This window comes from Frankia sp. Mgl5, assembly GCF_023242985.1.
Taxonomy (GTDB): domain Bacteria; phylum Actinomycetota; class Actinomycetes; order Frankiales; family Frankiaceae; genus Parafrankia; species Parafrankia soli.
On record NZ_JALKFY010000007.1, the window covers coordinates 140190 to 162137 of the forward strand.

17 protein-coding genes, 1 tRNA gene and 1 other RNA gene are annotated in these 21948 nt (G+C 73.6%); 10 read left to right on the plus strand and 9 right to left on the minus strand.

Annotated elements, in window-relative coordinates:
* The first annotated feature begins 187 nt into the window (after positions 1-187).
* The 4 genes from MXD62_RS05700 to MXD62_RS05715 all read left to right on the plus strand — a co-directional run bounded on the left by MXD62_RS05700 (position 188) and on the right by MXD62_RS05715 (position 4590).
* Positions 188-943, plus strand: a complete 756-nt coding sequence (locus MXD62_RS05700; protein ID WP_251081305.1) for a CPBP family intramembrane glutamic endopeptidase — start codon at positions 188-190, stop codon at positions 941-943.
* 277 nt (positions 944-1220) lie between these two features.
* Positions 1221-2759 carry a CYTH and CHAD domain-containing protein gene (locus MXD62_RS05705; RefSeq protein ID WP_248828373.1) on the plus strand — a complete coding sequence of 513 codons (1539 nt, stop codon included), beginning with the start codon at positions 1221-1223 and terminating at the stop codon, positions 2757-2759.
* 266 nt (positions 2760-3025) lie between these two features.
* Entirely contained in the window at positions 3026-4075 is a 1050-nt protein-coding gene (locus MXD62_RS05710; RefSeq protein ID WP_248828374.1) for an aldo/keto reductase, read from the plus strand.
* Positions 4076-4386: 311 nt separating this feature from the next.
* Positions 4387-4590 carry a cold-shock protein gene (locus MXD62_RS05715; RefSeq protein WP_009740954.1) on the plus strand — a complete coding sequence of 68 codons (204 nt, stop codon included), beginning with the start codon at positions 4387-4389 and terminating at the stop codon, positions 4588-4590.
* A gap of 489 nt (positions 4591-5079) precedes the next feature.
* Here MXD62_RS05715 and MXD62_RS05720 read toward each other — a convergent pair whose 3' ends face one another.
* A complete protein-coding gene (locus MXD62_RS05720; protein ID WP_248828393.1) occupies positions 5080-6141 on the minus strand; it encodes an aspartate-semialdehyde dehydrogenase in 1062 nt (353 codons plus the stop codon).
* A gap of 17 nt (positions 6142-6158) precedes the next feature.
* The gene (locus MXD62_RS05725; protein WP_248828375.1) at positions 6159-7427 is read right to left on the minus strand and encodes an aspartate kinase; all 1269 of its coding nucleotides are present in this window, start codon (positions 7425-7427) and stop codon (positions 6159-6161) included.
* A gap of 346 nt (positions 7428-7773) precedes the next feature.
* Here MXD62_RS05725 and MXD62_RS05730 point away from each other — a divergent pair, with 346 nt between their 5' ends.
* A complete protein-coding gene (locus MXD62_RS05730) occupies positions 7774-8358 on the plus strand; it encodes a TerD family protein (protein WP_020463981.1) in 585 nt (194 codons plus the stop codon).
* A gap of 118 nt (positions 8359-8476) precedes the next feature.
* Positions 8477-9553, plus strand: a complete 1077-nt coding sequence (locus tag MXD62_RS05735; RefSeq protein ID WP_248828376.1) for a zinc-binding alcohol dehydrogenase family protein — start codon at positions 8477-8479, stop codon at positions 9551-9553.
* A gap of 8 nt (positions 9554-9561) precedes the next feature.
* Here the strand turns inward: MXD62_RS05735 and MXD62_RS05740 are convergent, their stop codons facing one another.
* Positions 9562-10800 carry a class I SAM-dependent methyltransferase gene (locus MXD62_RS05740; RefSeq protein WP_248828377.1) on the minus strand — a complete coding sequence of 413 codons (1239 nt, stop codon included), beginning with the start codon at positions 10798-10800 and terminating at the stop codon, positions 9562-9564.
* A 153-nt stretch (positions 10801-10953) separates the two neighbouring features.
* On the opposite strand from MXD62_RS05740, the gene MXD62_RS05745 reads away from it, so the two are divergent.
* Entirely contained in the window at positions 10954-14076 is a 3123-nt protein-coding gene (locus tag MXD62_RS05745; RefSeq protein ID WP_248828378.1) for a BTAD domain-containing putative transcriptional regulator, read from the plus strand.
* 103 nt (positions 14077-14179) lie between these two features.
* Here MXD62_RS05745 and MXD62_RS05750 read toward each other — a convergent pair whose 3' ends face one another.
* Positions 14180-14632 carry a hypothetical protein gene (locus MXD62_RS05750; RefSeq protein WP_248828379.1) on the minus strand — a complete coding sequence of 151 codons (453 nt, stop codon included), beginning with the start codon at positions 14630-14632 and terminating at the stop codon, positions 14180-14182.
* Between the two features lie 649 nt (positions 14633-15281).
* Here MXD62_RS05750 and MXD62_RS05755 point away from each other — a divergent pair.
* Entirely contained in the window at positions 15282-15869 is a 588-nt protein-coding gene (locus MXD62_RS05755; RefSeq protein WP_248828380.1) for a hypothetical protein, read from the plus strand.
* A 113-nt stretch (positions 15870-15982) separates the two neighbouring features.
* On the opposite strand, the gene recR is transcribed toward MXD62_RS05755, so the two are convergent.
* The 4 genes from recR to ffs all read right to left on the minus strand — a co-directional run bounded on the left by recR (position 15983) and on the right by ffs (position 19954).
* On the minus strand, positions 15983-16582 hold the full coding sequence (gene recR / locus MXD62_RS05760) for a recombination mediator RecR (RefSeq protein ID WP_020463975.1): 600 nt from the start codon (positions 16580-16582) through the stop codon (positions 15983-15985).
* 13 nt (positions 16583-16595) lie between these two features.
* On the minus strand, positions 16596-17060 hold the full coding sequence (locus MXD62_RS05765) for a YbaB/EbfC family nucleoid-associated protein (protein WP_041256773.1): 465 nt from the start codon (positions 17058-17060) through the stop codon (positions 16596-16598).
* A 106-nt stretch (positions 17061-17166) separates the two neighbouring features.
* Positions 17167-19821, minus strand: coding sequence for a DNA polymerase III subunit gamma and tau (locus tag MXD62_RS05770; RefSeq protein ID WP_248828381.1), 2655 nt, complete (start codon positions 19819-19821; stop codon positions 17167-17169).
* 36 nt (positions 19822-19857) lie between these two features.
* Positions 19858-19954, minus strand: an RNA gene (gene ffs, locus MXD62_RS05775) — signal recognition particle sRNA small type.
* A 117-nt stretch (positions 19955-20071) separates the two neighbouring features.
* Here ffs and MXD62_RS05780 point away from each other — a divergent pair.
* A tRNA-Ser gene (locus MXD62_RS05780) sits at positions 20072-20156 on the plus strand.
* Between the two features lie 80 nt (positions 20157-20236).
* Here the strand turns inward: MXD62_RS05780 and MXD62_RS05785 are convergent.
* Positions 20237-20425, minus strand: a complete 189-nt coding sequence (locus tag MXD62_RS05785; RefSeq protein WP_248828382.1) for a hypothetical protein — start codon at positions 20423-20425, stop codon at positions 20237-20239.
* A gap of 769 nt (positions 20426-21194) precedes the next feature.
* Between MXD62_RS05785 and MXD62_RS39100 the strand changes: the two genes are divergently transcribed.
* Complete coding sequence (locus tag MXD62_RS39100) at positions 21195-21755, plus strand: excalibur calcium-binding domain-containing protein (RefSeq protein ID WP_285223961.1); 561 nt, start codon at positions 21195-21197, stop codon at positions 21753-21755.
* The last annotated feature ends 193 nt before the right edge of the window (positions 21756-21948 follow it).

Genomic DNA, 21948 nt, shown 5'->3' on the forward strand with positions numbered 1-21948 from the left:
GGGGGGGGGCGGGGGGGGGGGGGGGGGCGCGCCCCCCCCGCCCGGCACCGGGCGTCCCGCCGCCCGCGACTACCGTCGACTGGTGACGAGGGCCAGCATCGGCAGCGGCCGGGCCAGCGATTCCGACGGGCCAGCGGGCCCCACCACCGGCCCCACCGGCCCCACCGGCGGCACCGGCGGCGAGCCGCTGGGTCGGGGGTCGCTGCGCACCGAGGTCCTGCTCGTCCTCGGGGTGTCCTTCGGTGCCTCCGGCCTGTTCGCGCTCATCCGCTACCTCGGGGTGCTGACCGCGCAGCAGTCGGTCCGCTCGCAGGTCGCGCGGCTCAACTCGTCCGCGGCGCCGGGGCGCCCCTGGCTCGATCTCGCGCTGCAGGCCGCCTCGCTCGCGACCGCGCTGGTACCGGTGTTTCTCGTCGTCCACCTGCTGGGCCGCCACGGCGGCGGGCCCGCGGTGATCGGCCTGGACCGGCGCCGTCCCCGCTCGGACGCCCTCCGTGGCGCGGCGCTGGCGGCGGCGGTCGGGGGCACCGGTCTCGCCTTCTACCTGGTCGCCTGGCACAGCGGCGCCAATCTGACGGTCGCGCCGTCCAACCTGCCGGACGTCTGGTGGCGGATCCCGGTCCTCGTCGCCTCGGCGGCCCAGAACGGTCTGGCCGAGGAGGTGGTGGTCGCCGGGTACCTGCTGGTGCGTCTGCGTGAGCTCGGGTGGGGCGACAACCGCGCGCTCGCCGCCAGCGCGTTGCTGCGCGGTTCCTACCACCTCTACCAGGGGCTGGGGGGATTCGCCGGCAATGTCGCGATGGGGCTGCTGTTCGGCCGGATCTTCCAGCGGACCGGCCGGGTGCTACCGCTCGTCGTAGCACACACACTCATCGACACGGTCGCGTTCGTGGGGTATGTGACGCTGGCCGGAAGGGTGTCGTGGATACCCGTTCCCCACTAACGTTTCCGCGCTAAGGTTAACAAAAGGCAAACAACGATCGTCCTTTTGGGTGCGAGCTGGGCACGCACCGTCACGGCCCCCGGTACCCCGGGCCGCTCGGTCGACGGCCCGAACGGCGGACCAACGCCATGCCACGCCACGGGTCGGGGCGGTCGAGCAGCGCTGACCGGTCGCGAGGGCCAGCGGCCGCGGGTGGCGGTGCGGAGGCGCCGGGGCCGCGGGCGCTTGCGGGTGCCGCGGGTGCTTGCGGGCACTGAGGGCGCGGAAAGGAGCGGGCGTGGGCTCTTCGCGGGAGATCGAGCGCAAGTACTCCGTCGACCAGGGCTTCGTACTTCCCCGGCTGACGCAGGTGGACGGGGTCGCGACCGCCCGCACCCGCCGCACCGTCACCCTGGAGGCCGTCTACTACGACTCCGACGACCTGCGGCTGGCCCGCAACCGCATCACCCTGCGCCGCCGGACGGGCGGGGACGACGCCGGCTGGCACCTGAAGCTCCCCGTGGCCCCAGGGGTCCGCGACGAGATCCACCGCCCGCTCGGCTCCCAGGATCCGATTCCCGCCGATCTTGTCGACCTCGCCACCGTGCACCTGCGCGGGGCGGAGCTGCGCCCGGTCGCCCGCCTGGTGACGCTGCGCACCGCCCGCCGCCTGCGCGACAAGGCGGGCTGTGACCTGGCGGAGGTCGTCGACGACCAGGTGACGGCCCAGACGCTCGGCGCGACCACGGTCGTGCAGAAGTGGCGGGAGATCGAGGTCGAGCTGGGCTCCGGTGACCCGGGCGTGCTCGACGCCGTCGAGGCCGTGCTGACCGCCGCCGGCGCCGAGCTGTCGGCCTCGGCGTCGAAGCTGGCCCAGGTGCTCGGCCCGGCGCTGAGCGGCGCGCCCGGCCCGGACGTGCCGCGCGCCGCGGCGAAGCTGCGCCGGCGGACCCCGGCCGGCGAGGTCGTCCGCGCCTACCTGATCGCGCAGGTCGAGGCGCTGCTCGCCACCGACCCGCGGGTGCGCCTGGACGCGCCCGACGCGGTGCACCGGATGCGGGTGGCCTGCCGGCGGACCCGCAGCACCCTGCGGACCTTCGCACCCTTCTTCCCCGCGGAGCTGGTCGCGCACCTCGACGTCGAGCTGCGCGACCTGGCCGGGGCACTGTCCGCCGCGCGCGACGCCGAGGTACAGATCGCCTACTTCGCGGGCCGGCTCGACGACCTGCCCGCCGACCTGCTGCGCGGGGACGTCGTGGGCGCGATCTCGGCCCGGCTCGCGGCCGACCAGACGGCCGCCCGGGCCCAGGCGCTGGAGATGCTGCGCAGCGAGCGTTATCTGACCCTCGTGGAGGATCTGCTCGCGCTCGTCAACGGCCCGTTCGTCGGGCGTTCGGGCAAGCCCGCGGAGAAGGTGCTTCCCGGTCTCCTGCACGACGCCGACCGGCGGCTGAGCCGCAAGGTCGGCCGGGCCGCCCCCCTGCCGGTGGGCACCGAACGCGACGAGCTCCTGCACTCCGCGCGCAAGCAGGCGAAGCGGCTGCGCTACGCGGCCGAGGTGGTCGGCCCGGTGTACGGCCCGCCCGCGGCCGCGTTCGCCCGGCTCGCCGAGTCGATGCAGGAGCTGCTCGGCACCCACCAGGACGCGACGATCGCCCGCGGCCTGCTGCGGGACTGGGGAGTCGAGGCGCAGACAGCCGGCGAGCCGACCGCCTTCACCCTGGGCGTCCTGCTCGGGCTGGAGGAGTGCCGCGCCCGCACCGCCGAACGGGACTTCTTCGACCTGTGGCCGGACGCGTCGGCGCGCCGGCACCGGCGCTGGTTCGCCCGCCGCTGACCCGTCCGATGCCGGCCCGGCCCCGTCCGTGCCGGCCCGGCGCGTGTGATGTTGGTCGCACATGTTGCGCAGAGTGGCGGTATGGCGCCGTCCGAGTGGGCGACGGGGGCCCGGATCGGGCAGCATCGGGGCGGTACGGCACTGGTCGGTCCCGGTAGCCCCGGCTCCGCGCCAGCACAGCCCTGCGCCAGCACAGCCCTGCGCCAGCGGAGCCGGCGCAAGCAGGGCCCCGTGCCAGCAGATCCCCGCACCGTGAGGAGACGCCGATGACCGCGCCAGCGACCCTGCGCACCACCCGACTGGGCCTGACCGACATGTCGATCACTCGGGTCGGGTTCGGCGCCTGGGCCATCGGCGGGGCGGACTGGGCGTTCGGCTGGGGGCGCCAGGACGACGACGAGGCGGTCGAGGCCATCCGGGCCGCGGTGCGGTCCGGGGTGAACTGGGTCGACACCGCCGCGGTCTACGGCCTCGGGCACTCCGAGGAGCTCGTCGGCCGGGCGCTGGCCGGCATCCCCGGCGAGCAACGTCCCTACGTGTTCACCAAGTGCGGCCTGGTCTGGGACGAGAGCGACCCGACGCGGCCTCCCCTGCGGGTCGGGGCGCCCGCCTCGATCCGCGCCGAGGTGGACGCGTCGCTGCGCCGGCTCGGGGTGGAGCGCATCGACCTCTACCAGCTCCACTGGCCGCCGCAGGACGGGACCCCGATCGCCGAGGTCGTCGGCGCCCTGCACGAGCTCCGCGCCGCGGGCAAGATCCGCGCGGTCGGGGCGTCGAACCTCTCGGTCGCCCAGTTGGAGGAGGCGGCGACGGCGGGCGGCGTCGACGTCCTGCAGCCGCCGTTCTCTCTGGTCAACCGGCTGGCGGCCGCCGACCTGCTGCCGTACTGCGCCATACGTGACATCGGTGTGATCGTCTACAGCCCGATGCAGTCCGGGCTGCTGACGGGCGGGTGGTCGGTGCAGCGCACCCGCGCGCTCGCCGAGGACGACTGGCGGCGGACGGCGGCGGAGTTCAACCCGCCGGCCCTCGAGCGCAACCTGGCCCTGGTCGATGCGCTGCGTCCGATAGCGGCCCGGCACGGCACGACGGTGGCCGCGGTGGCCGTCGCCTGGACGCTGGCCTTCGACGGGGTGACCGCCGCGATCGTCGGGGCCCGGCGCCCGGACCAGATCGACGCCTGGCTGCCCGCGGGCGGCGAGGTGGTCCTGACCGACCTCGACCTGGACGAGATCGGCGTCGCGGTCGAACGTCTCGATGTGGGTGCGGGGCCGTCTCGGCAGGGCCCCGCGCTGCCTGGCAGCGCCCTCGTGTGAGGACTCACAGCGTTCCTCCGGTCATCTGGAGAGGGTGTTCGGGGTGCGCGGTGGCTTCGGTGGAGTGGTCCGTGGCGCACCGGCGTGACGAAGTCGATGTTCGTAATGTCGAGCCGTGAAGTGGACTTCTTCTGCCGGAGGTCTCCCGTCAGAGGCTGCGTGCGTGTAGCGTCAGGCGTGGCCGGAGTTCGCCAGTTCGTGCCTCAACCGAGACACGGCGGAACAACGCGGCGGCGAATCGTATCGCTGTCACGTTCGGCCCGGGGCCCGCGCGGTGCGGGTCCTGACTGCACCAGCAGGGAGAACGGCACGTGGCTCAGGGCACGGTGAAGTGGTTCAACTCGGAGAAGGGCTTCGGCTTCATCTCCGTGGACGGCGGCGGGTCTGACGTCTTCGTCCACTACAGCGCAATCCAGATGGACGGCTACAAGGCACTCGAGGAGGGCCAGCGGGTCGAGTTCCAGGTGACCCAGGGCCAGAAAGGCCCGCAGGCCGACGCCGTCCGCGTCGTCTGAGCCACGAGTAGCAGTAGAACCAGGTTTGGTCAGCCCGCCCGTCGGACGTCTCCGACGGGCGGGCTGACCGTTTTTCGGTGGGATCCACGGGTCTTGCGGATCTGTTCCGATCTGTTCGGGGGCGTCTTATCTGCGCCCTCGGCTGGACCCGGACAGACCACGGAACGAACATGCTTCGCTTCTGAACCGGTTCGCTTCTGAACTGGTCGCATGTAGCGGCTGAACCGTGCGGGGTCTTAACGAATGACCGACGCCGATCGTTCCAATGTCCGAGGACAGCTTTGCCGATGTTTCGGGAAGCGTCTGTTGGATTGCTCGTATCCGTAAAAGCTTCCGCGCGGAATGCGTGAGGGCGCAAATATCGCGCCCCGGCGAGAGTCGCGCGATGCTCCGTGTTGCGAGAGGTTCACGCCCCGCGTCGATACCCGCGTCCACGCAGGTCGCGAATCACCCGCGTCCAGGCAGGTCTCGAATCGATCTCCCTCGGCGTCAGTCGGCCACGAGCAGCTCCGCGATCTGCAGCGTGTTGAGCGCCGCGCCCTTGCGCAGGTTGTCCCCGCACACGAACAACGCGACCTCGTGCGGATCGTCGGGCGACTGACGGATCCGCCCGACCCAGGTCGGGTCGGTGCCCACCACATCCGCCGGCGTCGGGAACTCGCCCGCGGCGGGATCGTCGAGCACGGCCACGCCCGGCGCTGACGCCAGGACGTCCCGCGCCTGCTCGGCCGTGACCGGCCGCACGAACCGGGCGTGCACCGCCACCGCGTGCGTCGTGACCACGGGCACGCGCACACAGGTCGCCGAGACGCGCAGCCCGGGCATGCCGAGGATCTTCCGTGACTCGTTGCGGATCTTGAGTTCCTCCGACGACCAGCCGCCGTCCCTGAGCGAGCCGGCCCAGGGCACCACGTTCAGCGCCAGCGGCGCGGGGAACGGGCCCAGGCCCTCCTCGCCGACGGCCTTGCGCACGTCGCCGGCGTTCTGCCCCAGCTCGCTGGTGCCCCCGACCAGGGCGAGCTGCGCGTAGAGGGTGTCGATGCCCTCCTGGCCGGCCCCGCTCGCGGCCTGGTAGGACGTCGCGAAGAGCGACTCGAGGCCGAACGCCCGGTGCAGCGCCCCGACCGCGACGATCATCGACAGGGTGGTGCAGTTCGGGTTCGCGATGATGCCGCGCGGGCGGTCCGCCACGGCCGCGGCGTTCACCTCGGGCACGACCAGGGGAACATCCGGGTCCATCCGGAAGGCGCCGGAGTTGTCCACCGCGATCGCGCCCCGGGCGGCGGCGACCGGTGCCCACTGGGCCGAGACCTCGTCCGGCACGTCGAAGACCGCGATGTCGACGCCGTCGAACACCTCCGGCGACAGGGCCCGCACGGTGACGTCCTCGTCGCGGACCCGCAGCGTGCGCCCGGCCGAGCGGGCGGAGGCCACCAGTCTGATCTCACCCCAGACGTCGGGGCGCTCGGTCAGCAGCGCGAGCATCACCGTGCCCACCGCGCCGGTCGCGCCGACCACGGCCAGCGTCGGCCGCCGGGACGTCCCACCCATGCCCTGACTCCGCTCGCTCATCGGCCGGTTCCCGCGTACACCACGGCGGACTCGTCCGGGTTGCCCAGTTCGAAGGCGGCGTGCACGGCGCGCACGGCCACCGGGAGGTCGGTGTCCCGCACGACCACCGAGATCCTGATCTCGGACGTCGAGATGATCTCGACGTTGACGCCGGAGTCGGCGAGGGCGCCGAAGAACCGGGCGGACACCCCGGGGTGGGACTTCATCCCGGCGCCGATCAGGGACAGCTTGCCGATGTGGTCGTCGTAGAGGGTCCGCTCGAAGCCGATCTGGTCGCGGACCTTCTCCAGCGCGCCGAGCGCCGTCCGGCCGTCCGTCATCGGCAGGGTGAACGAGATGTCCGTCCGCCCGGAACCGGCGACCGAGCCGACCTGGACGATCATGTCGAGGTTGACGTCCGCGTCAGCGACCGCGCGGAACACCGCCGCGGCCACCCCGGGCTTGTCCGGGCAGCCCTTGACGGTCACCTTCGCCTCGCTCGAGTCGTGCGCGACGCCGCGGATGATGGCCTGTTCCACGAGCTGTGCCTCCGGAGTCTCGGTGACCCATGTGCCCGGCTTCGACGAGAACGAGGAGCGGACATGCACGGGGACGGAGTAACGGCGGGCGTACTCGACGCACCGCAGCATGAGCACCTTCGCCCCGCAGGCCGCCATCTCCATCATCTCCTCGTAGGAGATCCTCTCGATGCGGCGTGCGTCGGGGACGATGCGCGGATCGGCGGTGAAGACGCCGTCCACGTCGGTGTAGATCTCGCAGGCGTCGGCGCCCAGCGCGGCGGCGAGCGCCACGGCGGTCGTGTCGGAACCGCCGCGCCCCAGCGTGGTGATGTCCTTCGTGTCCTGACTGACACCCTGGAAACCGGCGACGATCGCGATCGCGCCCTCGTTCAGCGCGGTGCGGATGCGGCCCGGGGTGACGTCGATGATCCGGGCCCGGCCGTGCACCGAGTCGGTGATCACGCCGGCCTGCGAGCCGGTGAAGGAACGCGCCTCCGCGCCCAGCTTGGTGATCGCCATCGCGAGCAGCGCCATGGAGATCCGCTCGCCGGCGGTGAGCAGCATGTCCAACTCCCGCGCGGGCGGCAGCGGGCTCACCTGCTCGGCCAGGTCGAGCAGATCGTCGGTGGTATCGCCCATCGCGCTCACCACGACAACCACGTCGTTCCCGGCCCGGCGGGTCTGGACGATCCGGTCGGCCACCCGCTTGATGCGATCCGCGTCCGCGACCGAGGACCCGCCGAACTTCGCGACCAGGAGCGCCATGGCTGCCAGATTACCGAGACCAGGGGCACCTCCGCCGCGATCCGCGGATGTGTGGTCGGCCGCCGTCCGTCGGGATCCGCGGATCCCGGCCGGCGGCTGCTCGTGCCGGAAACCCTGCCCGCCCCCGCTTCGTTGACCTTGCGCGGGACGGTGGATCGCCTGCGTGGCCGGAGAGCGATCACGCGCGGCGGCGATCCGGTGGCACGTGTGTCATCCGACCGACGGCTTACCCGGAGAGTTCGGCCTTGTGTGCAAGGGTGACCCGGGAAGCGACCGTGTTGGTCCGATGGTCCTCGACGTGGAGGATCGTCGGCGTTAAAGGGATCCTTCAGGAAGGACATTCGTCATGGCGATCAGCCTTGCCAAGGGCGGCAACGTCAGCCTCACGAAGCAGGCCGCCGAGGCAGGAACCGGAGCGCTGACCGCGCTCACCGTCGGGCTCGGGTGGGATGCCCGCACGACGACCGGCACCGACTTCGATCTCGACGCCTCCGCCATCGGCGTGAAGAGCGACGGCAAGGCACTGTCCGACGGGCACTTCGTCTTCTTCAACAACATGAAGTCCCCGGAGGGCGCCATCACGCTCTCCGGCGACAACGTGACCGGCGCCGGCGAGGGCGACGACGAGTCCGTCAACATCAACCTGGGCCTGGTCCCGGCGGAGATCGACAAGATCGTCGTGCCGGTCTCCATCTACGACGCGGCGAACCGGGCCCAGAACTTCGGCCAGGTCCGCAACGCCTACATCCGCGTGGTGGACCAGACCGGCACCGAGCTCGTCCGTTACGACCTCTCCGAGGACTACTCGACCGAGACGGTCGTCATCTTCGGCGAGGTGTACCGCAACGGAGCCGACTGGAAGTTCCGCGCGGTCGGCCAGGGGCACAACGACCTCAGCGGCCTCGCCCGCGACCACGGCGTCAACGTCTGACCGCCCGCGAGCCGAGTGCCTGCGGGTCGAGTTCCCGCGGCCTGAACATCCGCGGGCCGGTCAGCCGGCGCGCGGGTGTCCGCGCGGGCTGACCGGCCGCTGACGGGGGGTGCGTCGCATGTTGGCCTGGCAGGTCACCCGCCCCGCGCCGGTGGCCACGGCGCCACTGCGCGCGGTCGAGCTGCCCATCCCCGAGCCCGGTCCCGGTCAGGTCCGTCTGAAGGTCGCCGCCTGCGGCGTCTGCCGGACGGACCTGCACCTGGCCGAGGGCGACCTCCCGCCGCACCGGCCGCTCACCGTGCCCGGTCACGAGGTCGTCGGGTACGTCGACGCGCTCGGTCCCGGAGTCCACGGGGTTTCCGGGCCGGCCGGGCCAGCCGGTGCGGCCGGCTCCCGGCCACCTGATCCGGCCCCGGCGGCCCCGATCCGGCTGGGTGACCGGCTCGGCATCGCCTGGCTCGCCGGAACGGATCAGACGTGCGCCTACTGCCGGCGCGGCGCCGAGAACCTCTGCCCCGCGTCGCTCTACACAGGCTGGGACGTCGACGGCGGGTACGCCCAGTACGCCGTCGTCGACGCGGACTACGCCTACCGCCTGCCCGCCGGCTACAGCGACGGCGAGCTGGCCCCGTTGCTGTGCGCCGGGATCGTCGGCTACCGGGCGCTGCTGCGCGCCGAGCTTCCGCCCGGCGGCCGGCTGGGCGTCTACGGGTTCGGCGCGTCCGCGCACCTCGCCGCGCAGGTGGCGATCGCCCAGGGCGCGACGGTGCACGTCATGACCAGGTCCGCCCGGGCCCGCCGCCTCGCCCTCGAGCTCGGCGTGGCGTCCGCGACCGGCGCCTACGACTCCCCACCCGAGCCGCTCGACGGGGCGGTCCTGTTCGCGCCGGTCGGGGATCTGGTCCCGGTCGCGCTCGCCGCGCTGGACAGGGGCGGCACCCTCTCGATCGCCGGGATCCACCTCACCGACGTCCCGGTCCTGAACTACCGGCGGCACCTGTTCCAGGAGCGTTCGGTGCGCAGCACGACCGCGAACACCCGCGCCGACGGCCGCGAGTTCCTGGAGATCGCCGGGCGCCACCGGCTCGCGGTGACAACCACCCCGTACCCGCTGACGGCCGCCGACCAGGCGCTCGAGGACCTCGCACGCGACCGGGTGGACGGCGCCGCCGTACTGTTCCCGGACGGCGTCTGACGGCCGGCTTACGGGACGAGGCGGTAGAACCGGAAGAAGTCGTGCTCGATGGGCAGCGTCTCCGTCGAGGTGAAACCCGCGAGTTCGGCGTAGCCGGCGAGCGTCGCCGGGCGCATCACGGTTCCCGTGCCCACCGACGGCTGCCGTGACATTCCGTCCGGCAGGCAGCCGATCAGCGAGTACCCGTAGAGCAGCCGCTCGATCTCGCCCGCGGGGGCGTGGAACGACTCCGCGCACCGCTCGTCCATGACGATCATGCTGCCGCCGGCGGTCAGCAGGCGGCGTGCCGCGTCGAGCACGGCAACCGGGTCCGCCATGTCGTGGACGCACTCGAAGGCGAACACCAGGTCGTAGCCGCCCACGGCCTCGCCGTCCGCGGCCTGCGCGGCGTCGGCGTCGGCGTCGGTGAAGGTGACCCGGTCGGTCACCTCGAAGGCGGCGGCGTTGCGCTCGGCGAGCCGCACGGACTCGGTGTCCGGGTCGAAGCCGTCGACGGTCACTCCGGGGTACGCGCGGGCCAGCGCGACCGATGACCATCCCGCCCCGCAGCCGATGTCGGCGACGCGCGCTCCGGCGACCAGCGTGGCGTGCACCTCGGGAGCGGCCGGCAGCAGCTCCTGGCACAGCAGGGAGAGGAACATCGGGCGGTTCGCGGCGGCCTGGGCCTCGCGCGCGTCGGCGCCGAACCGCTCCCAGCTCACCCCTCCGCCGGTCCGGAACGCCTCGGCGATCTCGCCGAGCTGCCGGCCCGCTCCGGCCACGAACCGGGCGAGCGGAGCCAGGTAGTTCAGGCTGTCGACGTCGGCGAGGACCTCCGCGTGCCCCGCGGGCAGCAGGTAACGGCGGGAGAGCGCCTCGGTCGTGCCCGCGGCCTGCCCGTCTCCTGCGGGCTCCGCGCCCGCGCCCCGGTCGCCATGCTCGTCCCGGCTTCCGTCCGCGCCACGGTCCGCGTTCCCGTCCTGGTCGACGTCCGCCGCGACGGTGAGGTAGCCGCAGACCGCCTGGTGCTCGAGCCACTCACGGGCGTACCGCTCCGTGCTGCCGGTCGCGCCTGCCAGTTCGGAGGAGGTGAGGGGCCCGCGCTCGGCGAGGGCGGCGTAGTACCCGAGCCGGTCGCCGAGATAGATCGCCTGAACCTCCTGGGCGCCCAGCACCGCGTCGAAGACCCGCTGGGCGAATGCCTCGACCGCGGCGGACGTGCCGTCGGGCGTGCCCGTGGCCGTGGCCGAGCCGGTGATGATTGTCATGATTTATCCGCTCCCTCGTGACGCCGGGTGATGGCTTCAGCATCCGGGTGTGGACTGCGGGAGTGATGCGGCTGGCTTGCGGCGGGATAGCGCGGGGGTGGCGTGTCCGGCGTGTGACGGGTTGTGGACCCATGGGACTCCTATGATCGGTTCGTGCGCGTGCGCCTGCTGGGCCCGGTGGACGTGGTGGACGCCGCCGGGCTGCCGATCGCCATCGGCAGCCCCACACAGCGGCTGCTGCTGGCCATCCTCGGATCGCGCGTGGGGGACGTGGTGCCTCCCGCGCGTCTGGTCGATGCCGTGTGGGGGGAGTCCCCGCCGCCGTCGGCCGAGGCGACGCTGCGCTCCTACATCTCGAGGCTGCGCCGGGTCCTCGGGGACGCGCTGCCGACCCATCCCGGCGGGTGGTCGCTGCGGCTCGCCCCGGAACAGGTCGACATCGCCGTCTTCGAGCGTCTGCTGCGGCTGTCCGGGCAGGTCCAGGACGCGTCCGCGCGGCTCGCCGCGTTGGACGACGCGCTCGCCCTCTGGCGGGGCCCGGCCTTCGGTGAGCTGACCGACGACCCGGCGCTGCGACCGGTGGCGGTGCGCCTCGGCGAGGCTCGCGGCACGGCGCGCGAGTCCCGGGCCGCGCTGCTGCTGGCGGTCGGGCGCCCGGCCGAGGCGGTCGGTGCCGCGGAGGAGCTGCTCGCCGAGTACCCGTGGCGGGAGGGCGCCTGGGGGACCCTCCTCGGGGCGCTGAGCGGTTCCGGGCGGGCCGTCGAGGCCGCGGACGCCTACCGCCGGGCGAACGCGGCCCTGGCGGAGGTGGGCCTCGAACCGGGCCCGGCGCTGCGCGCGGCCCAGGCCGCGGCACTGTCCACGGCAGCCCCCACCGCCGCCCCCACGGCAGCCCCCACCGCCGCCCCCACGGCAGTTCCCATGGCAGCCCCCACCGTCGTCCCCACAGCGGCCCCCGTGGCGGCTCCCGTGGCGGCTCCCGCCCCTGAAAGAGCTGAGCCGACAGGTTCCGGGCCGGCTGGGGTGGCTGGGCCGGCTGGGGTGGCGGGCTCGGGACGGCGCCGTCGGCCTCGCCGACCCGTCACGTCCCTGCTGGGCCGGGAGGCTGACACGGCCGCGGTCTGCGACCTGCTCGCGTCGGCCCGGCTGGTCACCATGTTCGGGCCGGGCGGGGTCGGCAAGACGCGGCTGGCGCTGCACCTCGCCGACCGCCTCGCGGACAGGTTTCCGCACGGCGTCCTGATGGTGGAGCTGGCGACCGTCGCCGACCCGACCGCCGTCCCCGCGTTCGTCGCGGACGCGCTGGGTATGCGCGGCGCCGACGGCGACGCCGGTGCCGCCCTCGAAGCCGCCGCCGAGCTTGACGCGCTCGTGATCCTGGACAACTGCGAGCACGTGGTGGCCGCGGCCGCCGCCGTCGCATCGGCTCTGGTCGAGAACGGTCGCGGTGTGCGCGTGCTGGCGACGAGCCGCGAGCTGCTCGGCGTGGACGGCGAGCACTGCTGGCCGGTACGCCCGCTGCGTGTCGACGGCCCGGACGCACCCGCGCACGCCCTGTTCTGGGACCGCGTCCGAGCCGCCTGCCCGGCGCCGGTTCCGGGGGCCGGACCGGCCTCGGACGGAGACCTCGAGGCGGCCGACCGCATCGTCCGGAGGCTGGACGGACTGCCGCTCGGCATCGAGATGGCGGCCGCGCGCAGCGGCACGATGTCCCTGCCCGAGCTCGCCGACCGGCTCGAGGACCACCTCGGCCTGCTCCGGGACGTCCGCCGGGTGGGAACGCCGCGCCACCGCACGCTCGCCGACGTGGCCGGCTGGTCGGTCTCGCTGCTGGACGCGCCGCACCGCGCGATGCTGCGGACCATGGGCGCGTTCGCGGGCCCGGTGAGTCCCGCGGACGTCGCCGCGCTGGCGGGCCTGCCCGAACCGGAGGCGCTGGATCTGCTCGACGCCCTGGTGGCCCGGTCGCTGATGGTCGTCGATCCGTCCCGGGTACCGGCCCGCTACTCGCTCCTGGAGATCATCCGCGAGTACGCGCGACGGCAGCTCGGCGCGTCCGACGCCGTGCTGCGTCAGGAACACGCCCGGTACATCCTCGCCGAGGTGCGGGCCGCGGACGCCGTCCTGCGCACCCCGCGGGAAGCGGCGGGGCACAGCCGGCTCACCGACCTGCTGGTCGAGGCCCGCGCTGCCCGGACATGGGCGCTACGCGAAGATCCCCCGCTGGCCGTGGAGATCGCGGCCGGCATGCACGTGTTCGCGATGACGCGGCTGCGGGTCGAGCCGTTGCACGCCGCGGTGGAACTCGTCCGCTCGCTCGGGCTGCACCCGCCGCTGGGCGGCGAGCCCCACCGGCTGGCGGACCTGGTGTCGGATCTCGCCGCGGGCCTGCCACCCGGCGTGACGGCGGGGGCCGCGGCGACCACCCTGGCCACGGCGGCATGCTGGTACGTCAGCGCCGGTGAGCTCGAGCTCGCCGTGGCCTGCGCACAGCGCGGACGGCTGATCGCCGGTGACGCGCCCGAACGCCGGTTCCCGCTCGAACTGCTCAGCGACACCGCCTCCTACCAGGGCCGGATCGGCGAGGCCGTCGACCACGGCTGGGAGCTCGTCGCCGCGGCGCGGTCCTGCGCCGACCCGCACGCCGAGGTGGCCGGGCTGCTCAACGTGGCGATCGCGCACGCCTACGCGGGGCACGCCGAGGACGGCCGGGCCGCCCTCAGTCAGGCCCCCGCGGGGCCGCTCGCGCCGTCCGAGCTCGGCTGGCTGGCCTACGGCGAGGCCGAGCTGATCCTTGACCGCGACCCGGACCGCTGCCTGCGGCTGCTCGACCGCGCGGTCGCCCTGGCGGATTCGGTCGACAACCCCTACCTGGGCGGGGTGGCACGGGTGTCCGCGGTGTCCGTCCGGGCTCGCTGCGGTGACCCGCAGCAGGCCGTCGAGGCTTTCGCGCAGGTGCTGCGGCACTGGCGCGACCAGTATGCGCTGACCCACCTGCTGACCACGTTGCGTAACCTCGTCGTGCTCTTCCAACGCCTCGGCCGGCCGCGGCCGGCGGCGCGGCTGCTCGGCGCCGTCACCTCGCAGGCGGTCAAGCCGAGCTACGGCGCGGAGGCCGCGATGCTCGTGGGAGCCGACAGCTGGGTGGACGACGCCCTCGGCTTCGCCGCCGCCACCGCCGAACGTGCCGCCGGAGCCACCCGCACCGTCATCGCCGCCACCGAGACAGCCCTCGACGACCTGGCTGACATCACCGCGGAGATCCGCGGCGGCTGAGTGAGTCCACAGACGTCCATGGACCCCCTCACCCGCCACACATCGTTCCGCCTGCCCTGGCTTGGCTTCACAGAGCCGGTAGGCGTGTCGTGGGTGCGTCGGGTCAGCGGGGGCGGGTTGCGAGCAGGCGCAGGGCGAGGGTGCCGGCGGCGGTGAGGGCGGCGGCGGTCGCGACCTCCCGGGGCAACCGGTGCCGGGCCTCGTTCTGGATCGCCTCGTGGAACCGGTCGAAACGGGCGGGCCAGGGGCTCGAACCGACGAAGTAACGGCCCACCTTGTCGGTGTCGGGCAGGCAGGCGCCGACCATGCCGGCGAGCACCCCGATCCGGCGGTCCGCCGGCGCCGCGGCCGTCAGCAGTGCCATCGCGGCGAGGCCGGCCACGCCGTCCTTGCGGGCGATCGGCAGCCATTCGGACTCGGTGCCGGGCCCGGTGCCCCAGTGCGGCAGCGCGTCCATCACGAGGTGGGAGAGGAAACCCGCGGCCAGCGCCGGCCCCAGCCTGGGCACGGCCATACCGACGAACGCGCCGGCACCGACATGCGAACTGATGATCATTGGCCGCTCCTGCTCACCTGGTCGAGACGGGTACTGGCCTGGGTCCCAGGCATGCTTCCACCTTGTCCCCGGCCCCGGCGGGCGCCGCACCGGGGTCCGCCGGGTGCCATGCCGGGGTCCGGCGGGCGCTGCTCCGGAGTGCGTCCACACGCCCGCGCCCGCCGAGCCGTGGCGCCGTGGCCTGAGACTGCCGGGAAAGTTGTGCCCGTTGGACTCCGGACAGTCCGCACGGCACGTAGCATCTGCATGCATAGCGCAGTGGTGTGGTATCTGTGGCTGGAACTCCAGCTTGTGCCGGGCCGGCATGGTCGACACGGTGTGACTGGACAAATCGAAGATGGCGGGTTGACCGGGCCAGTGACAGGGCCGGGGGTCGGAAGGTGAGGCGTGACGGCCATCCCTCGCAGACGTGTGCTCACCGGCACCAGCACGTGCAGCCGCAGGCGTGCGTGCACTGGCATCTGCACACCATCCTATGGTCGGGCGCTCCCGGTGCCGTCCCGGCCCCATCCGCGACCCCGCCCGAGCCGGGCAGCGGTGGGCGCTGGTGTCGCCACCCCGCTGCCGGGGCGTCCCGATCCGCACGCCGCCGTCCGTGCCACCGGCGTCCTGGCCGCCCCCGGCCAGGATGTCTAGGCGGATCTCGCATATGCGTGTGACCGACTCCCTCGCGACGGCAGTCGAATACCCGGACACCCCCGCGGGGGCGATCGTCTCGGTTGCCTGGCGGATAGAGGGCGCCGGCCGTGTCGTCGGCGGGCTGCTGCCGCGCGGCCATCCCGACGGCGGCACGCTGGGCAAGCGGATTCTGCGCGGAGAACGCGTCTGGGCCGCCGAGATGCTCCCCTGGGAGCAGGAGATCTCCGCGGAGATGAGCCTGGTTGAGCCCGGGCCGCCCGGCAGCCCGGCCCGGATCATCGTGCACGGCCCGTCCGGCGACATCGTCGGCTACCTGGACCAGCCCGGGCTTCCCCCCGGGCGCCTCCAGCGGCTCACGACGGGCCTGAGCCGCGACGCGCGGCAGGTGCGGATCCGCGCCGGCGGACGGGTGTGGTGGGTACGCGCCACTCATTTGTTCGGCGTGCGCGTGATGCGCGACTCCGGTGTCCTCGTCTACGCCACCAGAGGGCTACACGCGGAGTTCGAGCCGGTGGCGGACTCGCTGGACATGAGCGTCGTGCTGCTGACGCTCGCGTCCATCCCCAGTTCCGCCTACGCCCCGATCCTGGGGTTCTGACACAGCGGCGGGCCGAGCCGGGGCCGGGCGGGCCGGGGCCGGGCGGGCCGGGCCCGGGCGCGCCGAGCGCGGTCGAACGGGCCCGGCCCGGCCCGACCCGCCCGGCCCCTCGGTCAGGCGCTGACGATCCGCCGGCCCTCGAAGGCGCGGCCGAGCGTGACCTCGTCGGCCCACTCCAGATCGCCGCCCATCGGCAGCCCGCTCGCCAGGCGGGTGACGGTCAGGCCCATCGGGCCGATCTGGCGGGCCAGGTAGGACGCCGTCACCTCGCCCTCGGTGTTCGGATCCGTCGCCAGGATGATCTCGGTGACGGTCCCGTCGGCGAGGCGGGCCACCAGTTCGCGGATGTGCAGGTCGTCCGGCCCCACACCGCCGATCGGATTGATGGCCCCGCCGAGGACGTGGTACTTGCCGCGGAACTCACGGGTCCGCTCGATCGCGACGACGTCCTTCGACTCCTCGACCACGCAGATGGACGTCGGATCACGCCGCGGGTCGGAACAGATCCGGCACAGCTCTGACTGGGCCACGTTGAAGCAGATCCGGCAGAACCGAACCTTTTCCTTCAGCTCGGTCAACGCGCTGGCGAGCCGGCGGACATCGGCCGGGTCCGCGGCGAGCAGATGGAACGCGATGCGCTGCGCGCTCTTGGGACCGATCCCCGGGAGCTGCCCCAGCTCGTCGATCACATCCTGGACGATGCCCTCGTACACGGCGCCGGCTGACTCAGCCGAGCCCGGGAATACCCAGGCCGCCCAGCGCCCCGCCACCCGGCAGCGCCCCGGCCGCGCCGGGACCACCGCCGACCGCGCCACCGCCCGGCCCGCCGAGCCCTCCGACGGCGCCACCGAGACCGCCGAGCGCGCCACCGAGACCGCCGGTCGCCGCGTTCATCTTCTCGGCCGCGAGCCGGTGCGCGTTGGTGGTGGCGTCACGCACCGCCGCGAGGATGAGATCGGCGAGGGTCTCGGTGTCCTCGGGGTCCACGGCCTCGGGCTTGATCACGAGGTCGACCAGCTCACCGCCGCCGTTCACCGTCGCGACGACGAGCTCGCCACCGGCCGAGCCTTCGACCCGGGCCTCGGCCAGCTCCTGCTGGGCGGTGAACAGGGCGGACTGCATCCGCTGCGCCTGCTCGAGGATCTGCCCCAGGTTGGCCCCGCCACCAGCGGGGATCTGCGGGTTCGACATGACCATGAGCCTACGTGCCGCCGGGCGCCGAACCGGCGTCAGCCACCCGTACTGCCCACCCGAACCGCCCACCCGGCCCGCTCGGCCACCTACCGGCGCTCGTCCGTCAGCCGGACTGCTCGATCACCGTCGCGCCCAGACTCGTGCGGAGCAGGGCCACGGCCGCGTCCTCGCCGCCCCGGGCCCCGCCGAGCTGGGTCGGCGCGTCCTCGTCGTCGAGCGAGACCTCGTCCGGCGCGGTGTCCGTGGCGGACATCGACGCCGCCGCCACGGGGGCACCCCCCGGCCGTGCCGCGCCCGCCGCTCTCGGTCCGGGACCGGTCGACGTCCGAGTGGAGCCGTTGAGGCCGGTTCTTGCGCTCACCGCCGCCCGCGCCGCGGCGAGCCCGGCCTCCGCGGTGCCCGGGCGGGGGGCGGCGACGGCGGTGGAGCCCACACCGGACCCCGCGGCCGCGCTGCTCACGCTCGCGTTTCCCAGGCTGGCTGTGGCCGTCGCCGAGTGGAGGCCGGCTGGGGGGCGGTGGAGCCCGTCCTGCGCGGCCGGGCCGGAGGACCCGGCGTGCGCCATGGACGCCGGCGTGGCGGAGACACCGGAGGGAGCCGGGAGGGTGGCCCCTGGTGCTCCCGAGCCACGGCTCGCGCCGGCTCCCGCCGCGGACCAGCCGCCGGGAGCACCCGCGTTCACCGGAACCGCCGGGCCGCCGTGGGCGTCGGAGTACCCGCCCGGATACCCGCCGCTCGGGTCGATCGCCCCCGGCGAGGACGGGCCGCCCGGGCTCGCCTGCCCGGCGGGACCGCCGTAACCATTGGGCCGCTGCGGGGCCACCGCCTCCGCGGACCAGCCGCCGCCGGTCTGCTCGGCCGGCCCCCGCTGGCCGCCGCCCGGACCACCCGGGCCGCCCTGACCACCCGCCCCACCGGGACCGCCGTAGCCGCCTGGCCCGCCGCCGTTGCCGTTGTCGGGCCGGCCGTTGCCGGGCCCCCCGCGCGGTGCCTGGGGACGGCCTCCCGAGGGCCCGGGGCCACCGCCGATCGTGACCCGCCATGTCCCACCGAACTTCTCGGCCAGCAGGGTTGCGAGGATCTCGACGTTGTTCCCCTGGCCGAACATCTTCGCCATGGCCGGTGCGGAGAAGGCGAGGATGACCTCGTCCCCGCGGACCTCGGCGACCGAGGCGTAGTCCTTGAGGATCGCGTGGGTGCGCCGGCTGCGCTGGACGGCGAGCGCGAGCACCTCGTCCCAGCGGGCGTTCAGGGCCGCCGCGTCGAGCCTGCCCCCGCCGGGGGCCGCGGCAGCCGGCATCGCGGGCCGTGCGGCCGAAGCCGGCCGGGCCGCCTGGGTGTGCGCCGCCGGCGCCGGGGCGTGTGCCGCGGCCACGGCCGGCGCGGGCATCCGCGGGCCGGTATCCCCGGCCGCCGGGGCGGCGGTGACACCGGCCCCGGAACCGTTCGCGCCGCGAGGAACCTCGCGGCCCGCGGCCTGCCCGTGAGCGCCGTCAGCGGCGCCACCGAACCCCGCGCCACCGAACCCCGCGCCACCGGGCGTCGCGCCACCGACCTCGGCGCCGCCGGCCGGGGCCGTGCCGGCACCGGCTCCGCCGCCGACCACCGCTCGGCGCTCCAGCCGCTCGAGTCGGACGGCGAGCGCGGCCGGATCCCCGGCGGCGCCCGGGAGGAGGGCGCGGGCGAGGATCAGCTCCAGCAACAGCCGTGGGCTCGCCGTCCCGCGCATCTCGACCAGACCCGCATGCAGGACGTCGGCCGTCCGGGAGAGCTCGACCGGCCCGATCCGGCCGGCCTGGGCGCGCATCCGGTCCACCTGGTCGGTGGAGAACGCCTCGAGCAGGCCGCGTTCCACCGCGTCCGGCACCGCGGCGACCACGATGAGATCACGGAGCCGATCGAGCAGGTCGGTCGCGAACCGGCGTGGATCGTGACCGGAGGAGACCACACTGTCGACCACGGTGAACAGTGCGGCGCCGTCGCGTTCGGCGAGGGCGTCCACAGTCTCGTCGAGCAGGATGCCGTCCGTCATGCCCAACAGCGCCACCGCGCGCTCGTAGCTGAGCCCGCCGTCGCCGGCGCCGGCCAGAAGCTGGTCGAGAACGGAGAGCGAATCCCGGACGGAGCCCGCGCCCGCCCGCACCACCAGCGGGAGCACCGACGGCTCGACGACCACGCCTTCCTGCGCGCAGATCGACTCCAGGTGCTTGCGGAGCACACCAGGAGGCACCAGACGGAAGGCGTAGTGGTGCGTCCGGGACCGGATCGTCGCGATGACCTTGTCCGGCTCGGTGGTGGCGAAGACGAACTTCAGGTAGGACGGCGGCTCCTCGACGACCTTCAGCAGCGCGTTGAACGCCGCCGCCGTGACCATGTGCGCCTCGTCGACCACGAACACCTTGAACCGGGCGGACGCCGGTGCGAAGAAGGCGCGTTCCCGCAGGTCACGGGCATCGTCGACGAGGCCGTGCGAAGCGGCGTCGATCTCGGTGACGTCCATCGAGGAGCCGGTGCGGATGGACACGCACTGGTCGCACACCCCGCACGGCTCCGGGGTCGGCCCCTTCTCGCAGTTCAGGGAGGCCGCCAGGATCCGGGCGGACGAGGTCTTCCCGCAGCCTCGCGGGCCGCTGAACAGGTAGGCGTGGTGCAGCCGCCCGGAGCGCAGCGCGTGCCCCAGTGCCTCCGTGACGTGCTCCTGGCCGACAACCTGGGCGAACGTCGCGGGGCGGTACCTGTTGTACAGCGCTGTGCTCACTCGCCTGCTCCGGATGCTCGAGATGATCGTCCGAACGAGGAGGACCCCCCGCACACCCGCCAGAGCCCGCTTACCCTTGCTGCCTTCCGGCCCTGGGGGAGTTCACGAGGGTAGCGCCGCACGAGGGGTCTGCTGGGCAGTCTAGCGGTCCGCCGGCGATCGGGGACGGGAGGGTCCGGTGCCCGCCTGTGACCCCGTTCGCGCCCCCCAGCGACCCCACTCGGGCCCGCTGTCGGATAGGCTCCCCCACGGAGGATTCGCCTAGTGGCCTAGGGCGCACGCTTGGAAAGCGTGTTGGGGGCAACCCCTCGAGAGTTCGAATCTCTCATCCTCCGCAATGATCTTCCCGGGCTCGCCGGACTGCCCAGGTTTCTGACCAGGCGCAACGTGACCGGCCCCGATCTCTTTCGCTTTCTCACCCGTCCCGGTGCGGACATGGTGCGACGTCGCGTCGCACGAGGGACCGCCGCCGGGACGGCAACCCCCGGCCGAGCTCCGCGCCGACCTCGACGTCGACCGGCAGGGGAGCGGCGAGAGTGAGCCGGGCCCTGGTGCCGCATCCCGACGACATCCCGACGACCAGCTCGACGGCACCGGCCGCCATGGCCTGGCGGACGTTCGTGGGTCCGGATGCCGGCTGTGCCCCGACCGAGTGCTTGCGGACGGCCGTTGGCGCGTGGCGCTCCACCACGGCGCGGGGTCGGGCGGGCTGGCGCGTGCGGGGCCGGGCTGGCAGCCACGGAACCAGGGCGCCAAGGCCGCGGGAACGGGACTTATGCAGCCCACATCCCGCCGCCCGGCAATGTGTGGCGCCTGGGTGAGTCTGGGCTGTCACTCAACCGCCACGGCTGATCGAGACCGTGCATGAGGCCCAGCCGGTGTGAATACCTGTCGGTTCCGGCCTGCTCCGGACACACGCCTGCATCGGGGCCTACGCCAACACCGCCCGGACCGTGTCCCGTCTGCGCAGACCTCGAGGCCGCCTGGCACGAGACCATCGAGGTACCCGCCGCTCCCGCCCTCGTGGTCCAGGCAGCCATCGGCGGTACGCCGGCCACCCCCGCCACCCTGGACGGGATCGTCGACCTGCGAACCCGACTCCCACGGCTCCACCGATGATCGATCAGCGCGCGGTCGACACCAGGCGCGCGCCGCCCCGGGCGCGCAGGTATGGCTTGATCATCCCGTATTCGTGAAGATCACCCAGGTCTCGTGGTTGAGAGTGGGCGAGCAAGGACCGGGTCACGAATGTGCTCGGTTCCGACAAGCCGCTCCTTGCCAGGAGCTACCCGACAGCTACGAGCATCGGACGGTCCGCTACTCTGCTCGCCGCTCGTCTCCACGGGGGTGGACGAGCGAGGGGGGATCGCGACATGTCGCGTCAATTTTCTGTGCTGGGCTATCGGGCTTTGGCCTGGATCCGCCGGCATCCGATTGCAAGCGGGATCATCGGAGTCTTCCTGCTGCTGCTCGTGATCGGCTCGCTGGCGGCACCGCCGGAGGAGAAGACGCCGACAAGCAGTCCGGCCAGGGCCACCACTTCACCGACACCGACGACATCCGCGACGCCGAGCGCGTCGCCGGGCTCGACTTCACCGTCGCCGAGCGACTCCGTGTCCGTGCCCCCTGCCACCACGGTCGCCGTGCCACCTCCGGCTCCCGCCTCGGCGCAGCCTGTCCAGCAGCAGGCTCCGCCTCCCGCTCCCGCGCCGACGCAGGCGGTGCAGCAGCAGGCCCCGCCTCCGCCGCCGGCGGCTGCGCAGCCCGCACCGCAGCCCACGCAGGCTCCGCCGCCAGCGGCACCCGCGCCGGCGGCCGTCTCCTTCGGGTCCTGCGCCGAGGCGCGCGCGGCGGGCGCTGCCCCGCTGTACCAGGGCCAGCCGGGCTACAGCAGCAAGCTCGACCGCGACCACGACGGCGTCGCGTGCGAATGAGACCGGCTGACGCCGCCAGGCGTGTTCGACTGTTCGGGCGTCGCTTTCCGAGCCGCCTCCCGTTTTCGTCGCGGCAGAGCGACGCCGACAACTGTCATCTGGTGGGCGGAAGGAGCGCCCAGAAAGGTCTCCTGCGGGCACTGGCTTGACCTTGACCCTGCGTCAGGCTTCCAGCATGGCGGCATGACCGCTA

What these genes read in the sequence shown, in the direction of transcription:
- MXD62_RS05740 (WP_248828377.1), bottom strand. Translation starts at nt 10,800, where the DNA reads ATGACAATCATCACCGGCTCGGCCACGGCCACGGGCACGCCCGACGGC.
- MXD62_RS05750 (WP_248828379.1), bottom strand. Translation starts at nt 14,632, where the DNA reads ATGATCATCAGTTCGCATGTCGGTGCCGGCGCGTTCGTCGGTATGGCC.
- MXD62_RS05735 (WP_248828376.1), top strand. Translation starts at nt 8,477, where the DNA reads ATGTTGGCCTGGCAGGTCACCCGCCCCGCGCCGGTGGCCACGGCGCCA.
- MXD62_RS39100 (WP_285223961.1), top strand. Translation starts at nt 21,195, where the DNA reads ATGTCGCGTCAATTTTCTGTGCTGGGCTATCGGGCTTTGGCCTGGATC.
- MXD62_RS05710 (WP_248828374.1), top strand. Translation starts at nt 3,026, where the DNA reads ATGACCGCGCCAGCGACCCTGCGCACCACCCGACTGGGCCTGACCGAC.
- MXD62_RS05720 (WP_248828393.1), bottom strand. Translation starts at nt 6,141, where the DNA reads ATGGGTGGGACGTCCCGGCGGCCGACGCTGGCCGTGGTCGGCGCGACC.
- MXD62_RS05785 (WP_248828382.1), bottom strand. Translation starts at nt 20,425, where the DNA reads ATGGCGGCCGGTGCCGTCGAGCTGGTCGTCGGGATGTCGTCGGGATGC.
- MXD62_RS05725 (WP_248828375.1), bottom strand. Translation starts at nt 7,427, where the DNA reads ATGGCGCTCCTGGTCGCGAAGTTCGGCGGGTCCTCGGTCGCGGACGCG.
- MXD62_RS05765 (WP_041256773.1), bottom strand. Translation starts at nt 17,060, where the DNA reads ATGTCGAACCCGCAGATCCCCGCTGGTGGCGGGGCCAACCTGGGGCAG.
- MXD62_RS05755 (WP_248828380.1), top strand. Translation starts at nt 15,282, where the DNA reads ATGCGTGTGACCGACTCCCTCGCGACGGCAGTCGAATACCCGGACACC.
- MXD62_RS05730 (WP_020463981.1), top strand. Translation starts at nt 7,774, where the DNA reads ATGGCGATCAGCCTTGCCAAGGGCGGCAACGTCAGCCTCACGAAGCAG.